This is a genomic window from Armatimonadota bacterium (assembly GCA_017303935.1).
GTDB lineage: Bacteria > Armatimonadota > Fimbriimonadia > Fimbriimonadales > Fimbriimonadaceae > JAFLBD01.
In genome coordinates, this window is the sequence record JAFLBD010000003.1 from 431,302 (window position 1) to 445,678 (window position 14,377).

At 49.2% G+C, this 14,377-nt stretch carries 17 protein-coding genes and 2 tRNA genes; 9 read left to right on the forward strand and 10 right to left on the reverse strand.

All coding sequences use genetic code 11. From position 1 onward, the window contains the following. Positions 1-14 precede the first annotated feature (14 nt). Complete coding sequence (locus tag J0L72_11170) at positions 15-998, forward strand: PEP-CTERM sorting domain-containing protein (protein MBN8691329.1); 984 nt, start codon at positions 15-17, stop codon at positions 996-998. 56 nt (positions 999-1,054) lie between these two features. Here J0L72_11170 and J0L72_11175 read toward each other — a convergent pair whose 3' ends face one another. Continuing rightward, complete coding sequence (locus J0L72_11175) at positions 1,055-2,041, reverse strand: PEP-CTERM sorting domain-containing protein (protein MBN8691330.1); 987 nt, start codon at positions 2,039-2,041, stop codon at positions 1,055-1,057. Positions 2,042-2,207: 166 nt separating this feature from the next. Here J0L72_11175 and J0L72_11180 point away from each other — a divergent pair, with 166 nt between their 5' ends. Next, positions 2,208-3,143, forward strand: a complete 936-nt coding sequence (locus tag J0L72_11180) for a hypothetical protein (protein MBN8691331.1) — start codon at positions 2,208-2,210, stop codon at positions 3,141-3,143. A 105-nt stretch (positions 3,144-3,248) separates the two neighbouring features. On the opposite strand, the gene J0L72_11185 is transcribed toward J0L72_11180, so the two are convergent. Further along, positions 3,249-3,884, reverse strand: a complete 636-nt coding sequence (locus tag J0L72_11185; protein MBN8691332.1) for a hypothetical protein — start codon at positions 3,882-3,884, stop codon at positions 3,249-3,251. Between the two features lie 440 nt (positions 3,885-4,324). Here J0L72_11185 and J0L72_11190 point away from each other — a divergent pair, with 440 nt between their 5' ends. Beyond that, positions 4,325-6,070, forward strand: a complete 1,746-nt coding sequence (locus tag J0L72_11190; GenBank protein ID MBN8691333.1) for a hypothetical protein — start codon at positions 4,325-4,327, stop codon at positions 6,068-6,070. A 23-nt stretch (positions 6,071-6,093) separates the two neighbouring features. Here the strand turns inward: J0L72_11190 and J0L72_11195 are convergent, their stop codons facing one another. Continuing rightward, entirely contained in the window at positions 6,094-6,633 is a 540-nt protein-coding gene (locus J0L72_11195; GenBank protein ID MBN8691334.1) for a hypothetical protein, read from the reverse strand. A gap of 167 nt (positions 6,634-6,800) precedes the next feature. Here J0L72_11195 and J0L72_11200 point away from each other — a divergent pair, with 167 nt between their 5' ends. Both J0L72_11200 and J0L72_11205 read left to right on the forward strand, forming a co-directional pair. Further along, the gene (locus tag J0L72_11200; GenBank protein MBN8691335.1) at positions 6,801-7,763 is read left to right on the forward strand and encodes a PEP-CTERM sorting domain-containing protein; all 963 of its coding nucleotides are present in this window, start codon (positions 6,801-6,803) and stop codon (positions 7,761-7,763) included. Between the two features lie 155 nt (positions 7,764-7,918). Then, complete coding sequence (locus J0L72_11205) at positions 7,919-8,416, forward strand: PEP-CTERM sorting domain-containing protein (protein MBN8691336.1); 498 nt, start codon at positions 7,919-7,921, stop codon at positions 8,414-8,416. 51 nt (positions 8,417-8,467) lie between these two features. Here J0L72_11205 and J0L72_11210 read toward each other — a convergent pair whose 3' ends face one another. From J0L72_11210 to J0L72_11225, 4 genes are all read right to left on the reverse strand, one after another. Next, positions 8,468-8,953: a DinB family protein gene (locus tag J0L72_11210; protein MBN8691337.1), complete on the reverse strand. Its 486-nt coding sequence runs from the start codon at positions 8,951-8,953 to the stop codon at positions 8,468-8,470. After that, positions 8,953-9,669, reverse strand: a complete 717-nt coding sequence (locus tag J0L72_11215) for a DNA alkylation repair protein (GenBank protein MBN8691338.1) — start codon at positions 9,667-9,669, stop codon at positions 8,953-8,955. The genes J0L72_11210 and J0L72_11215 overlap by 1 nt, the downstream gene beginning before the upstream one ends. Next, entirely contained in the window at positions 9,666-10,142 is a 477-nt protein-coding gene (locus tag J0L72_11220) for a VOC family protein (GenBank protein MBN8691339.1), read from the reverse strand. Before J0L72_11220 ends, J0L72_11215 begins: the two co-directional genes overlap by 4 nt. Positions 10,143-10,217: 75 nt before the next feature. Continuing rightward, positions 10,218-10,781, reverse strand: coding sequence for a DUF4256 domain-containing protein (locus J0L72_11225; protein MBN8691340.1), 564 nt, complete (start codon positions 10,779-10,781; stop codon positions 10,218-10,220). A 49-nt stretch (positions 10,782-10,830) separates the two neighbouring features. Between J0L72_11225 and J0L72_11230 the strand changes: the two genes are divergently transcribed. From J0L72_11230 to J0L72_11240, 3 genes are read left to right on the forward strand one after another with little or no spacing between them, the layout of a single operon-like run. Continuing rightward, positions 10,831-11,190, forward strand: a complete 360-nt coding sequence (locus tag J0L72_11230) for a hypothetical protein (protein MBN8691341.1) — start codon at positions 10,831-10,833, stop codon at positions 11,188-11,190. Next, positions 11,187-11,507, forward strand: a complete 321-nt coding sequence (locus J0L72_11235; GenBank protein MBN8691342.1) for a DUF1905 domain-containing protein — start codon at positions 11,187-11,189, stop codon at positions 11,505-11,507. Before J0L72_11230 ends, J0L72_11235 begins: the two co-directional genes overlap by 4 nt. Continuing rightward, a complete protein-coding gene (locus tag J0L72_11240; GenBank protein MBN8691343.1) occupies positions 11,494-11,877 on the forward strand; it encodes a hypothetical protein in 384 nt (127 codons plus the stop codon). The genes J0L72_11235 and J0L72_11240 overlap by 14 nt, the downstream gene beginning before the upstream one ends. Here the strand turns inward: J0L72_11240 and J0L72_11245 are convergent. Further along, a complete protein-coding gene (locus tag J0L72_11245; GenBank protein MBN8691344.1) occupies positions 11,863-12,429 on the reverse strand; it encodes a hypothetical protein in 567 nt (188 codons plus the stop codon). The genes J0L72_11240 and J0L72_11245 overlap by 15 nt on opposite strands. Positions 12,430-12,476: 47 nt before the next feature. Here J0L72_11245 and J0L72_11250 point away from each other — a divergent pair, with 47 nt between their 5' ends. After that, positions 12,477-13,814 (forward strand): PDZ domain-containing protein, encoded by a 1,338-nt coding sequence (locus J0L72_11250; protein MBN8691345.1) that lies wholly within the window; start codon positions 12,477-12,479, stop codon positions 13,812-13,814. 193 nt (positions 13,815-14,007) lie between these two features. Here the strand turns inward: J0L72_11250 and J0L72_11255 are convergent. Continuing rightward, positions 14,008-14,083: transfer RNA gene (locus J0L72_11255), tRNA-Phe, on the reverse strand. A gap of 5 nt (positions 14,084-14,088) precedes the next feature. After that, a tRNA-Asp gene (locus J0L72_11260) sits at positions 14,089-14,165 on the reverse strand. Positions 14,166-14,377 lie beyond the last annotated feature (212 nt).

A 14,377-nucleotide genomic window follows, 5' to 3' on the forward strand; every position in this document is an offset into this window, starting at 1 on the left:
GTTATACTGACAACGTGATTCGCCATTCTATTCTTGCTTTTGCTCTGTTGGCAGCAGCTCATTCTCACGCCTCCTTCGATCTAATGCTGATCGGAAACAATTCTGGGGGTGACTACAGGGTTTCCCGTTGGGACCCTATCAACAGAGTTAGTCTTGGTTCATTCGGGTCGGGGATCATCACTGCTCCGGTTGAGGACGTCGCGGTCGTTCCCGGATCAGATACGGCTTGGGTGATCTCGAATGGAGCTATCTATAAGTTCAGCTACAGTACGGGCGAATTTCAAGGTGCTTCCGGACAAATGTATAGCACGGTTGCGTCAAACATCTCTTACGATTCTGGCGGAAACTTCTTCACCGTTGGAAGTGGCCAAGGTTCAGGACTTATCGGTCAGACAGTATTTACGCAAAACCTAACTCTTGGTCCAGTTTTTTTCGGTGCAACATATTCAGCATCCGCACCCATGCGCCGTTCAGGAAGCTCGAATTACTATGCTTTCACCCTCGAGGGTGTTTCACCGTATAACCTCTCTATAAGCACGTGGAATAGTTCCGGGACTTTCCTCACTGTTGCCTCGACCGGAATTGCGTGGACGAATTCGCCCTATGGCAATGGATTTCATGATGCTGCATTTTCTGGCACCAAGCTCTACGGCGTTCAATGGGATTCGGTAACAAACAACACCAAGCTGTGGTCCAGTGAAACCTCATCCGGCTTTGGAGCGACCCCAGTCGTCGTCACATCGCTTCATGGCTCTAATCCTGGTAACGTTAGGCGAAGCATGTCTGCTGGACACAACGGCATGCTTTGGGTAAGAACTGGGAACATTTACTCGAGCTATCTTCCTGGACTCGGCTCAGGTCCTTCCTACACCATGAATGCATTGGGTACACCTTCGGAACTCACTGGAATGGCTGTTGTTGTGGCCCCAGAACCCGCTTCCCTCTTCGCCCTTTCCGCAGCTTTGGTCGGATTGCTCAAGCGCAGAAAAAGCAAGTAAAGCAACACTCAAGTCCTGCGGCAAATCCTAATCGCCGCAGGACTTTTATGTGCCTCTCAGTTCTTTCGTCGACGTCGCCCGATCAAAGCAGCCAGCCCAACACCTAGCGCAATCATCGGGCCAGGTTCAGGAGCGACCAAGTTTGTCATCCGCCAACTACCTGACGTGTGCGGCGAAAACGCGCTAGTAGTATATGAACTTACCGAGACAAAGATCGGCGCAGAATCGAATTCCGTAATCCGCGCTGAGGTTGGAGTTGTGGCATCAGCACCCACGACGAACAAGCCTGTATGTCCCGCTACCAGCCCCAAAGAAGTGTTGACATTGGCAGTACTATAATTGCCTAGAGTCTGGCCGGACGCATAGACCAACGAACTCCCCGTTACTTGCAAAGAAACCAAACCATGGGAGACCGAGTTCGGGCGATAGGCCATCGTAAAGTATTCTGTACTCCCATATTGAACGCGGGTACCCATCCCAATTCCCGATGTCATCATGTTCGCCAAAGGAATAAAACCAACAAGAGAATTAATCGTTAGTCCACTATCATTGATTAAGTAGGCGCTCATTCCCGCGGCAGAATTTCCGTAAACGACCCAACGATTTCCACTGACCGAAGTCATCCCCTGGACAGTAAATCCACCTGGCACTGACCAACTTGGGCCAGCAATAAGAAATCCAGAAGAAGGAGAGAGCGAATTGATATTCACGCTAAAATTCGTGTACGTCGCGACCTTTGATCCATCTAAATTATAAAGTAGCGTTGAAGTCGCGAAAGTGGGATTTGAAATACGCTCTCCCGTAAAGTTGTTCACCTGCATCCAGCCAGAGCTGTAGGCATAAAGGCCGTTCGGATTCGAAGAAATCGCAGTCACGCGATTACCATTCATCACATTCACCGTGCCGAGCGCGACCCGATTGATCGGGTCATACCGAACATATCCATTGCCCGAAGAATCCGGAACAATCATCAAATCGAATGAGGCATGAGCCGCCATCGATGCCATAGCCAAGCTCACCACAGATATCAAGCGAAACTGCATGTCAATAGTATAAGCCACTTTTGGTTCAAATGAGGCACCGCACTCGAATTCAAGTGCACTTAACACATCTCAAGCACCGAAGGAATAATGCCCTCTCGCAAATCCAAAGGACAAACCAGCCGCAGGAGCTTTGAATATCGCGGATCGTCCGCTATAATGGGGGATCATGTTTGCATTGAAATCCGCTTTGGCTGGTTGTGCTGCACTCGCCGCGAGTGCAGCTTTTGGCTCCTTCGACATGCTTCTGCAGGCCGATTCCGATACCACTCTCGGTGACCACATCGATCGATACGATCCAGTCAACCGGGTCTACCTAGGATCCTTCCCTGTTTTTGGCTCAGTTTTAGCCTTGGCCGGCTCTTCTGCTCGTGGGCTCGCTTTTGTAAGATCAAGTACTGCCAACGTAGACATTTTTAACTACAGCACCGGGGACTACATTCGCAATAGCCCGCTCGTCGGCACAAGCCTCGCACTCAATGAAGCGCAAGATAAACTATATTCAATCAGTGGAGGAACCCTCACAATATTAGACTTAAATACATTCTCTACTTCCTTCATTACGCTGTCCGGTCAATCCACTAGCAGCGCTCTTTGTGCGAGTAAAACCGGAAGATTCATTGTCGCCGATGATACGTCAGCCACGATTCGATCTTATTCTAGTACTGGAGCATTTCTGTTCTCAACTACATACATAGGCTTTACTAATGTAAAGCAAATCGCGGAGAGAGCAAATTCAAATGCAATTTCTAATATCCGCTACCAAATGGCAACTAACCTCACTACTAGTCTTGCGGGACTAAACGAAACAGTTAGCTCGGGGAGTTTTGGCACGAATTCAACTGCGATTACAGGATTCACAAGCAACACGGGAATCGTCTCAGCACATGAAGGTGCTTACATAATTGGCGTCAAAACCGCTACTCCAACTTTTATTGCTGCGACGAAAATGTCCACAACGGGAAATCTTACATCCTCATTCAACCTTTCCCAAACCACTTCCCTCACTGGGCAATCCGCGATCGTTCTCGCCCCAGAACCGGGTGCATTCATCGCTCTAGGATTCGGCATTATTCCGCTACTCGTTAAACGCAAAAAGAAGTAACACCGTTTCTTCCTGAACAGCAGATAACAGTAGGGGCCCTCATCCGGTGATTGTTCACCGAATGAGGGCCCACTATCTACCACATAACCAGAAGAAAGACGATAATTATGCGGCGATGCTCAGAGAGTTCCCGCCGCTATTTGGATAAGCCGCAGCTGCCACGCTTGGAGCAGAGTTTGTGCCAGCTCGCGTGGAGATAATGCGGTACCAAGTCATCACACCAGGAGTCTGATTTTCGTGATCAAACTTCACCTTTGTGACGACACCAGCAAAGTTCCAGTTGCTCTGGCCATCGACGCGGTATTCCACAACAAATGTAGTGTTAGCCGAGTTTCCGTTGCGGTTCCAGGTGATTTTGTTCACGCCATCATCACAACCGGTTACGCTGACGCCAGTCACCGTGGTCACAGGCGAAGTAACAGCGTTAGAAACAATCTGAAGTTCGCTAAGGATTTCCGGCGAAACCGTTGGATTTGCCTTAAACTCCTTGGCATACTTTCGAGCAACTGCGTTTGCGGTTGTCTTAGCCGAGTTCTTGGCGGCAGTAGCACCCTTCAAAATAGCTTTCGCAGTACTTTGAGCAGTCAAATCCGTACTGAATCCGCTTGCAGCGCCATTGATTTCTGCGAGCTCTTCTGTGTCGAGGTCCAGTTCGGACTCATACTTTTCGCAGGTCTCTGCGAAATTGTTTAACCATGCTTGCAAAGCAAGGTCATCTTGAGGCAAGAAATTGCTTGACATGTTTTCACCAACTATTCCAGTTCAGGAATACAGCAAGTCTCGGTCATCGCTCACGAAATCTTTAGAATTTTCTTTGAATTGAACCTAAAATGCACCTATGATGCATGTAATCTACGTCGCCACCATGATATTGTTCTCTATATTTCAAGAAACTCTCTTTTGATTTCAGCAATTTTTCTCTTACCATCAGCAATATTTCTTTGAATTGAACTGCTGTTTCTTCATATTTCAGGAACAATTCTTTTGAGAAATGCTGATGCAATTTAGAATTTTGCTTCCGCAAGTTTCATCTAGAATCAAATTTTTTATGATTTGGTGACTTATTTGATCTCGTGGTCGCCCGCAAATTGTTCTTGATTGAAGCAAAATGTTGGCCTTCCTCACCAAACGTCAAGGCCGGTTCGCTTGACTTCATTTTCATCTATGGCTATAATGCGCACATGAACTGGCGTCTAGCGTGCTTCATTGGCGTTTTGGCGAGTACGAGTATCTCGGCACACGCCGCTCCACCATCCATAACTGGCCCCTCTCAACTCCCAATCGGCCAGAGCGGAACTTACACGATCTATCACAATCCAACAGGGACCGGATCTTTACCGGGATTTGAATATAGCCGCATCTGGATCACCAGTTCAAATTCGCAGCTCTATAGTAGCAATTGGATCACTTCAAATTCCTCAGCTCAAGGAACCCAAAGCTGGGCATACATACCCGCCGGTCAGAGACCAATTCCGGTGATTAACTATTCCGGTAGCGATCAGTACCTAGATTTAAACAACGACGGGTGGTTCAATGAGCTTGACTACGACGTGTTTTGGAGCCATTTAGGTGAGGTTTGGGACGGGCCTCCTGCCCCGTATCCGACCTGCGACTTCGATCATGATGGGGAGGTTTCCATCTCTGATTACGACCTAATGACAGTGGCGACACCAAGAACAGTGTCAAATGGGGACTTCTGGGCACAATCTCCACGAACAGGTGGTTTCAATGGCAATTCTTGGACAACATTACAAATTGTCCCACCAATTTCCGGCAGTTTTGTAATAAACGTCGAGGGGCCGGGCGGACTGACACAATTCTCAGTCAATTTGCCGACCTTCAGTTCCTCTCCATTCACTGGGATTCCAAACACGATTCGTCCGTCTATTCGTCCACGGTTGCAGCCTGCGACAGCTGGCAATCCAAATCCAGGCCCATACAACTTAGTGCCCGAAATCAATAGCTTCATTGTTACAACCAGAATCACAGATGGCAATGGCACGCCGGCACCGTTGCGCTTGGTCCAATGGAGGCTGGATGCTACTCATACCGCTGAAGGTCATATTCATAACACTTTGCCGGTAACAAGCTGGTTACACAGTATCGACGATTCTGTAATGTTGGACCATATTGCAACTCCGGACAGTCCTTTTGGTCATCCGTTAAGTACGAGCAGTGTTGTCCCAAACAAGAAGAAAGGTGGTGATCAACCGCGAATTGAGACCGCAATTACTGACCTCAATGGATATGTCTCTGTAAAAGTGACTGCGTCTGAGGTTTCGGGTACCGAATCGTTGAGCATCATTGTCGATGGACACACCGTTAGGGCGGAATCCTTCATGGTTACTGTTGAGGGTCTGACCGAATTGCCGAATCCATCTAGTTCCGATAACTACAAGAAGATTGGGGCAGTCGCTGGGCGACACACACAGAATCACTATGGAACTTCCGAATGCCGTTCTCGGATACAGTCCGCCGCGAATATCTTCCGTGCTCTTCAGCTGACGGACAAGGATCTGAACGATCTTCTGGATAAATGGGGCGCGAAGTTCCGGTTTGGAGGCTTATCGCCCCAAATTTCTAGACAAATTCAGAAGCTGGAGGTGAACGATATCAGCTTGCCAAAGGGCGGTTTGTTTGACAAAGATGGCGACTGGTGCAGTCCACATGGTGGACATCGCGAGGGTAACACCGTGGACATTCGCACCATTCAATTTTTAGCTTCATCCAACTTAGCAAAGGAAGTTCCTAAAGCGGATTCAGCATGGCCTGACAACCGCTATACTAAGAACAAAGAAGCGAGCGAATTATCACGTGAGATAAACTTAACGCTCGCACTGTTGCAGTTGAAGGCGCTGAAAGATGCGGGCTTTAGTGTATTACAGGAAGCAAATCATTGGCACGCACGATATTCTAACGCACCCTAATCCAATAATTGAGCACGAATCCCTTACAACTCATTCTTACCTGGTAGAGAAGGCAGTTTTCCCGACGCCATTAATTGTTCCACCGCATCCTCAGAAGGAGAGATGAAGATCACGCACTGAGATTCCTCCGAATCTGGATCGAAACGAACCTTATATTCTCCAAAATTGTAGATCAAGTTAGGTTTCAGCTGTGAAATCGTCTCTAGAGCTTCTGATTTTTGTATGACCTTGCGGTCTAGCACATATCTGAGTGAAACAATGTTTGAATTTTCACTAGTACCTAGTGCGGTAATCGTTCCACATGGTTCGCCGTCGCAAAACAGTTGGTGCTCGACCATATACATTGATACGGAACTACTTGCAGAATAGAATGAATCTTCATGATTCTTCGCGCCGAGTTTCAGTCCAAACATCGTGTTAAAGTGCTCCCTTACCTTTGGCGCCTGCACTTGATGGAAAGCCGCACGATTTCGATCGCTCTTAGACTCGCGCAATGCAATTCCGGCCACGGAAGCTATCCCTGCCACCAAAACTGCGATTAACCCAAACAGCGCTCGATTCATGATCGCATTATACAGAAAGCGGCTCTGATTACCCACCCATTTTCGCAAGACTCTGCCTATGCGATATAGGTGAGATGTCGCCTGGAGCGACGGCAATTTGAATCGCGAGGACCGAACCTGACAAAATTACTGGGGCTACTTTGGTCAATTCACACTATAATACGAGCATGCGATTGTGCTTTGTTTTGGCATTGGCGGGGGCCATGAGTGCGGCTCACGCCTCTTTTGAACTCATGATTTTGCCTAATGCGAGTTCTTCGGTGCTCACCCGCTGGGATCCTGTTTCCCGCGTAAATCTGGGCACGATTGGAGAACAAGGCGGCTCAAGTGTGATGTCGGTTAACCAGATGGCGACCGGAAACATCGCAGCTACATCTTCTGTGGGCACGGTTCTGTATGAACCCTATAGTGGAACATACCAAGGGTCCCAACCTTTGCCTTCGACTCTTTGCAGTATTGATCCGAATCATGCGACATTGTATGAAGCATTTGGACAATTTGTGTATCGCTACAATGGTACAACAGGTGCCTCAATTTCTAACCTTTCGACGGGACTGAATATCTACGGAATTATCGGAGTTACATCTACTCGTGCTTTTGTTTATGGCACAAATGCTTCTGGCGATCTTGTTGCGCGCGGTGTTGATTTCTCAACAAGTACGCTTAGCGCACAGACGACGATTGTTGCTGCTGCAAGTGTGGCAAGTCCTAACTTGATCGGAATGGGTGCAGTTAGCGTGAATGCGACTTCTGGTGGCTTCGCAGTTAAGTTTACCTATCGAAATTCACTGAATCTAAATTACCTAAACGTCATGAATTACAATAGTTCGATGGCGCTTACTAGCTTTTCGTCCACGGCAATTAGTGGATTTGGCACTGGTGCACTTTGTGTGATTTCAGGTCACTTAGGATACTACGTTGTTGGAGATGATGCTGCCTCCTCAACAGTCACGCGATTGACCCGATATGGGACGGATAACGTGATTTTAGGGTCATCCACCACCAGTTCCGTTGATGTTCCTTCTTATCGCTGGAGCGGTGCCAACATTTTGGCTCCAGAGCCTGGACCGTTTGTCGCTATGGGGTTAGGTTTAGCCGCATTAATTGTGCGCCGTCGACGCAAGGATTAAGTATATTTATCTGGAATGTTGCCGGAATGCTAGCAGTTTCGGCAATATTCTGATACAATCACTTGGGCCGAAGTTCCTTTGAGGATTTGCTCAAAGGCTTCGAAGGAGAACATCAATTGAATCTTAGACTACTTTGTTTGGTTACTGCGTTGGGAATGTGCGTTGCTGCAAATGCCAACGGAATTTTGACGATCAACGACCCACACAAGACGGTGACTGCCGGTTCTAGCCAGTCCATCTTGTTTACTGGCACGCTCAGCATTACCCAAGATTGGAATAGCTTATCACTTTGGTATCCACATGCCTATTTGCAAGGTGGTTATGGGTCAAGGATAGATGCAGGAAACGTCCATTCAGACTTTTTGACATGGCTTGGCACAATTGGTAGCCACCAAGCAGGTGCAACTTATTCCGGCGGTCTGTTTTATATGGACATGGATGCTGGCGATCCTATGGGTATGTATGATCACACCTTTGCTTCGTTGACAGCTCCTTGCAATGTGTACATCGATTTTAATTCTAACCAATCGAACTATGTACGCAGCAATGTAACCGCTATTTCGATTAATGCCGTACCTGAGCCTGGCACTTACGCCGCCCTAGGTTTGGGATTGGTCGGCGTGATTGCATCGCGACGAAAGCGCTCTAAGTAAATCTTCCCCGTTGATCATTCCCTTTGCACAGATGTGCAAAGGGAATTTTCTTTATCCTACATAGATTTCTTGGTCGTTCCAACAGGTCTGCAGATAATCTATTTGCCCGCAATGCAATGTTGCGTGCCATCCCGGCAGATTCATCATAAACCACATCGGCATTGTCCATCCTTGGCCGGAATCTATTTCTGAATCGACTTCATCAGCTTGAATTGTTTCGAGAGCGGAGATGACTTCTTCCAAGCCCATATTGAATGCTTGGATCACCTGTTCCCTGGTCGTAATCGCCTCTTCTTCGGCGTTGTTTTGCGCGATCCATAGCTCCAGATCTTCGGGTTGCGGGGGTTTTCTGTCGCGAATCATCTTCGCAAACCGACTGTAATAGAGTGCGGTGTGGGCGGCGATCCTTAAAGCCGATTTAGCAGTCGGAGCAGGAGTCCAATGGAGTTTATCATCTGGTACATGCGAGAAGTTCCTGAGGAACATTTGCATATTATCCCTTGCACTCTTTTTAGCAGCTTCGACGGCTTCGATCATTAACACCTTGCCGTCTTTCGCTTTTTGCCTAGGCGGTTCATGTTCACAACTTTTTCTATGTACTCCGGTGCAGAAGGAACCTTGCATGCAGTGTTCCCCATATTTACTTTGACCTTTCCTAGCGCCTGCCCTACTTTGATCGCCTCAGGGCACAGTTCAGCAACCCCACACCCTACGCAGATCACGAAATTGTTCATTTTATAGCGCACACGATCGGGCTGATCATGCAAAGTTTCTTGCACGCGGATGAGCAACTTTCTTAAATGCTCGATGTCAAGTTCAGAATCTGGCTTAACTCCTACTAGCGATGACAGTGTTCCCCATCCACAGACTGCAGCCCTTTTGTCCTCGGATTCAATCCACTCTAAAGCAAGCTCCCATCCATGTGGACCGTCCGCCGCTACCCATGCAACTGCATATTCTGCAATGGCATCATTGTTTGCCTTCGAAAGCCAATCTCGCAAATCGTCTTTGGACATTTTGCTTTCATCGGCAATAAGCCCGGCAAGATACATCGCGTCGTACACTCCTGTGTTGTAAAGATCCTTGGCAAGCTGATAATCCTTCTTGATAGCTTTTTCATACTTCTTTAAATATTCAATTTTGACGCCATACATGGGATCGGTAACGCCGTGGTTTCGCAAAACCTTGCAATACCCTTCACTGCCTAAAGGTTTAATTTCTTCCAGTATTTGTTCCGCTGTGTAGTTGCTCATTTGGATTCCTCAAATGCTCTTTCAAGCCCTGCAATATCAAACTTCACCATGCCCATCATAGCTTGCATCACTGCGGCGCGATGCGCTGAATTTCCAGCTTCCATAAGTTCATTCATCCTCTTCGGAGTTACTTGCCAACTGATGCCATATCGGTCGCGAAGCCAGCCGCAGGCAACTCCTTCACCGCCTTCCACCAATGCATCCCAAATGCGATCAACTTCGGCCTGGTCGTTACACAAAATGCTAATGGAAAAGGAATTTTTTGGTTCTGGTCCGCCAGGAGCTTGCATGATCACAAACTCTTGCCCACCGATCGTGAAGTTGATGACGATCACTTCTGGCGCGTCGCTCTCGCCAACCGGGACGCGCTCGATTGAACGGATTTCGGAGTTCTCAATCAGAGAAGTGTACAAGTTTGCAGCTTCTTCTGCATTATTTTGAAACCACAAAAAGCTTCGTGTGCGGACGGACATGGTGCGTATTCTACACACCAATGCGCCTATTTGGTACGCCCGCGAGCCAGATTTTAGACCGCACTGCTGACTAGTCTAAACAAACAGAATGCAGCGGAAACCGCGAGCGGCGTAATACGATTCCGCGCCGTTGTGATAGACGAACACCCGGTCAAACCGCCTGTCGCCAAAGATCGCTCCGCCAAGTTTTCGAACTTCATCAGGAGTTTTCAACCAACTCGATGTCTTGAGGTCAAATTCGCCGAAGGACTGAAGCCATTTGTATTGCTCTTCATTGAGCAATTCCGCACCGTATTGAGTCGCAATTTCGGTCGCGCTGCCAGCAGGTTTGTGTTCTTTGCGGGAGTTCAGCGCGGCTTCGTCATAACAAAGGCTTCTGCGCCCCTTTGGGCTCCCCGGCGCGCAGTCTACGAAGGTAACTTTCCCGCCATCTGCGCTGAGGTCGCCCACCACATCAGGCTCACCACCAGACAGTTCAAGATTCCTCAGAACAGCCAAAGCTGATGGATTCGCGCGCAACCGTTGCTCAACAATTTCCCAATCCACACTGCGGTGCCGTGCAAGATTATTGAGAAATCTACTACGTAATTCGGTAATGATCGCCTCTTGGTCAGCGATGGATAACTCTGCGGAGCTCATTCAACTTATTATCCCAATTTGATTGCCGGCGGGTAATGTGAATCCACTGATGGCAAAAGCACTGTTTCTAAGCCCGATGGTTCCTTCGACGAATGTGGTCAAGACCGCCGAATTTTTGCAGGATGCGTTGGGTTTCTCAGTTCGAATTCTAGATAGCGAGTACGCAATTTGTACGCGCGACGGACTTTCATTGCACCTTCTACCAGCGGGCAAAGATCTCGGCCAATTGGAGTTTTATCTCGAGGTCGACGACCTGGATTCCATGTGGCAACAAATGGAGCCATTTGTTAATGAATTGAAGCACAAACCTCCATTTGACCAGCCGTACTTAATGCGCGAAGTTCATGTCGAACTCCCATTTACCAAGGCCATGATGTTTATTGGAATGGAGATCAAACCCAGCGAATGACGCATCATTTTGAAGCTGACGTTTGGTACTGGCGTGGCCCCGCGCCGTTCTATTTTGCGACGGTCCCACCGGAAATTGCCGCAGAAATCCGCGCGCTTCAAAAGTCGGCCAGCTACGGATGGGGCATGATGCCCGTAAACGCGCAGGTTGGTAATTCGCGGTGGCGTACCGCCATGTTTCCCAAAGACGGCTCGTACGTACTTCCGCTCAAGGACGCTATCCGGAAGGCAGAGGACATCGAAGAAGGCAGTTCGATCCAGGTCACTCTAGAAATTGAGCTACCGTTCGAGCGGAGGCAATCGCTTGGCGACACTTGAAGATGTGCTGGCAAGGACCCAGGAACACGAAGGTGTCGTTGTTGAGGACGACGGTGGTCGATTTTCAGCGAGCGTACCGTTCAAGGGCAAGATAAAGGGATACTGCTGGACTTGGCTTGAGCGGCACGACCCCAAAAAGGCACGTGTCCCAAACCGCGAGGTGCTGGCAATTTATGTATCAGGACTAGCAATCAAAGATGCACTTTTGTCAGAACCAAAGGAATATTGGGTCGAAGATCCACACTACAACGGCTACCCGGCCGTGATCGTCAGGCTCCCGCTGATACCGCTAAATGAACTTCACGACTTACTAGATGAAGCGTTTCTTACCAGGAGTCAGCCAGTGAAGAAGCGCTCAAAGTCCAAGTAGGATTTCTGCCCAATTCTCATTTTTGGGTAGCGGGCTTTCAACCAAGGGCCGAATCTGCTGTAGCCAATCGATTCTTGCCCGAGTTTCCTTCACCGAGCAAAGCGTGGCGAGCGCACCGTAGTATTCCCCTATTGCCTGGTTCTCAGCGATCAATCCCTCGCATCGCGTCAAGAATTGTTCAAGTTTCTGCAATGATAGATCAATAAATTCGAGTCGTTGTAGTGGAGGTAATGACTCCAGAAAGAAGCAGCGCAAACGCAAGAGATCGGCCGAGTGGGCAACGTCCATCATGGGTACATCCGGGCCAACCCACTGGGATAACACCGCTTCCCCTTCGCGAGTGGTCTGCACCAAGTCGCCCTGAACACGCTCTACCCACCCGCGCTCGATCAGCCTCTTGATCGATTGGTAAGCGGTTCCGGCTCGCGACCGGTAGAAGGTGGACTCCGACGCGGAAAGCTCCTTCATCACGGAGTACACCGTACACGGTCCGCGCAGGAAGGTCATTCCAAGCATCGTCATTTCGACAGAAGTCCCAATTTTCTTGCTCATACGATATTTTAGAAACTTTCGGACTATTACGTTTTGTAATAGTAGCCATGGTACTTGCCACAACGCTTTCTTTGTTGGCCTTACAAGCCGATCTTCCGCGACGAGGTGCCCTCGGCGCGCAATTCGCACAACTTTCTGATGAAGCTATCACCGCAGCAAATCTTGAACCCGGAACTTCAGGCATCGTCGTAACAGGAGTTGTCCCAGGGCTGACCGCTGAAAAAGCGGGGCTGAAGCCCAGCGACGTGATCACGAAAATCAACGATCGACCCGCCAAGGCTCAAGGTCTTGGCGAGTGGGTTCGTACGATTCCTGCCGGCAGCGAAATGACATTTACCGTCATTCGAGACCGCAAACCGATGACGCTTAAGCATCGCCTTGTCGAGCGTCCTCGTGATCCAGGCAACGCCAACTACACCGTGACTTACAGTTCCGTGGACACGACTTGCGGTCGAATGCGCACGATCATCACGACCCCGAAGAAGCCTGGTAAGTATCCGGCGATTCTGTTTATTCAGGGGTTTTCTCCAGTGTCTTATGACTTCACTTTAGAAGGCTCCAAGGGAGACGTGACCTCGCTGGATGGACCCATTTTGTACCACTTCGCAAGTTCGAACTTTGTACTTATGCGCGTCGAAAAGCCTGGAGTTGGAGACAGCGAGGGCGGCCCCTTCGCGAACCTTGATTTTAAGAGTGAGATCGACATCTATCGCCAAGCGATGAAGCAGATGATCGATATGACATTGGTAGACAAGCGCAATGTCTTCATTTTTGGTCACAGCATGGGCGGCTCGTTCGGTCCGATGATCGCAAACGAATTTCCAGTGCGTGGGCTCGCTGTCTACGGCACTGCCGGACGAACGTGGTTCGAATACCTCATGGACACGATCCGGTATCAAGGATTGGTCGCAGGGCAATCGTTCGAAGGTGCCGACGAAGAAGCTCGAATCGGCGCAAAGGTGATGTCGCAAGTCATGTTGCTCAAGAAGTCACCAGAAGAGGTCAAGAAGTCGAGCCCAGAACTGGCGCAGTTCGTGGACGCCTACTTCCCTGGCGGATTGTTCAACGGCAAAACCCTCGAATTTTGGCGGCAGCTGAACGAGATCAACTTTGCGACGTACTGGGCGAAATGCGGCTCGCACGTGCTGGCAGTTCGCGGCGCATCCGACTTCGTGACTTATGATGCCGACCACAAGCTCATCGCAGACATTATCAACAGCGTGAACCCGGGATATGGCAAGTTCGAGGTCTTGCCAAACTCGGATCACCTATTCCACAACTTTGCAACCGAGAAAGAGAGCATGGCCAAATTCCAATTTGGTCAATGTAACCCGGCGTTTGGGAAACTCGTGACGGACTGGATCGAAACCGTGAAGGTTCGTTAACTTCAATCAAAAAGAGATAAGGTTGATTTGGCGCCACAGGGTCTTCCTTGTGGCGCATTTTTTCGCACTTTAGGCATCAAATCGGTCCGCCGGGATGTGGGAGCGAGCCAAAGGCGAGCGGGGTGGGCGGGCGAATACATCCCGGCGGCAATGCGTGAAAATTAGGACCAACAGGCCAACTAGTGGAAGAAAGTGGTGCCGCAGGCCGGACTCGAACCGGCGACCCAAGCATTTTCAGTGCTTTGCTCTACCAACTGAGCTACCGCGGCATAAATGGCGCGGATGACGGGACTCGAACCCGCGACCTCCGCCGTGACAGGGCGGCGCTCTAACCAACTGAGCTACACCCGCGCTCGGGTGAAGATTCATTATGACAGGCGATTTCACCGTGTGCAAGTGGCCCTCCGATTTTTGTGGATTTCAACAATTTCTCGAGCCGAACAAATCGGGATTTGAACCTAAAAAACCGGAAATATGACGCAGGTCATAGATTGCTGCTTTCGTTTCCCACAACATTGAAACAGTGATGGGCTTCACCAGTCCGTCCGGAGAAACTCGGTGGG

Coding starts and splice junctions, on each gene's coding strand:
- J0L72_11210 (MBN8691337.1), bottom strand. CDS start 8,953: ATGATCGAAGCCGTCGAAGCTGCTAAAAAGAGTGCAAGGGATAATATG.
- J0L72_11245 (MBN8691344.1), bottom strand. CDS start 12,429: ATGAGCAAGAAAATTGGGACTTCTGTCGAAATGACGATGCTTGGAATG.
- J0L72_11175 (MBN8691330.1), bottom strand. CDS start 2,041: ATGCAGTTTCGCTTGATATCTGTGGTGAGCTTGGCTATGGCATCGATG.
- J0L72_11180 (MBN8691331.1), top strand. CDS start 2,208: ATGTTTGCATTGAAATCCGCTTTGGCTGGTTGTGCTGCACTCGCCGCG.
- J0L72_11195 (MBN8691334.1), bottom strand. CDS start 6,633: ATGAATCGAGCGCTGTTTGGGTTAATCGCAGTTTTGGTGGCAGGGATA.
- J0L72_11215 (MBN8691338.1), bottom strand. CDS start 9,669: ATGAGCAACTACACAGCGGAACAAATACTGGAAGAAATTAAACCTTTA.
- J0L72_11235 (MBN8691342.1), top strand. CDS start 11,187: ATGACGCATCATTTTGAAGCTGACGTTTGGTACTGGCGTGGCCCCGCG.
- J0L72_11190 (MBN8691333.1), top strand. CDS start 4,325: ATGAACTGGCGTCTAGCGTGCTTCATTGGCGTTTTGGCGAGTACGAGT.
- J0L72_11250 (MBN8691345.1), top strand. CDS start 12,477: ATGGTACTTGCCACAACGCTTTCTTTGTTGGCCTTACAAGCCGATCTT.
- J0L72_11230 (MBN8691341.1), top strand. CDS start 10,831: ATGGCAAAAGCACTGTTTCTAAGCCCGATGGTTCCTTCGACGAATGTG.
- J0L72_11200 (MBN8691335.1), top strand. CDS start 6,801: ATGCGATTGTGCTTTGTTTTGGCATTGGCGGGGGCCATGAGTGCGGCT.
- J0L72_11185 (MBN8691332.1), bottom strand. CDS start 3,884: ATGTCAAGCAATTTCTTGCCTCAAGATGACCTTGCTTTGCAAGCATGG.
- J0L72_11205 (MBN8691336.1), top strand. CDS start 7,919: ATGTGCGTTGCTGCAAATGCCAACGGAATTTTGACGATCAACGACCCA.
- J0L72_11225 (MBN8691340.1), bottom strand. CDS start 10,781: ATGAGCTCCGCAGAGTTATCCATCGCTGACCAAGAGGCGATCATTACC.
- J0L72_11220 (MBN8691339.1), bottom strand. CDS start 10,142: ATGTCCGTCCGCACACGAAGCTTTTTGTGGTTTCAAAATAATGCAGAA.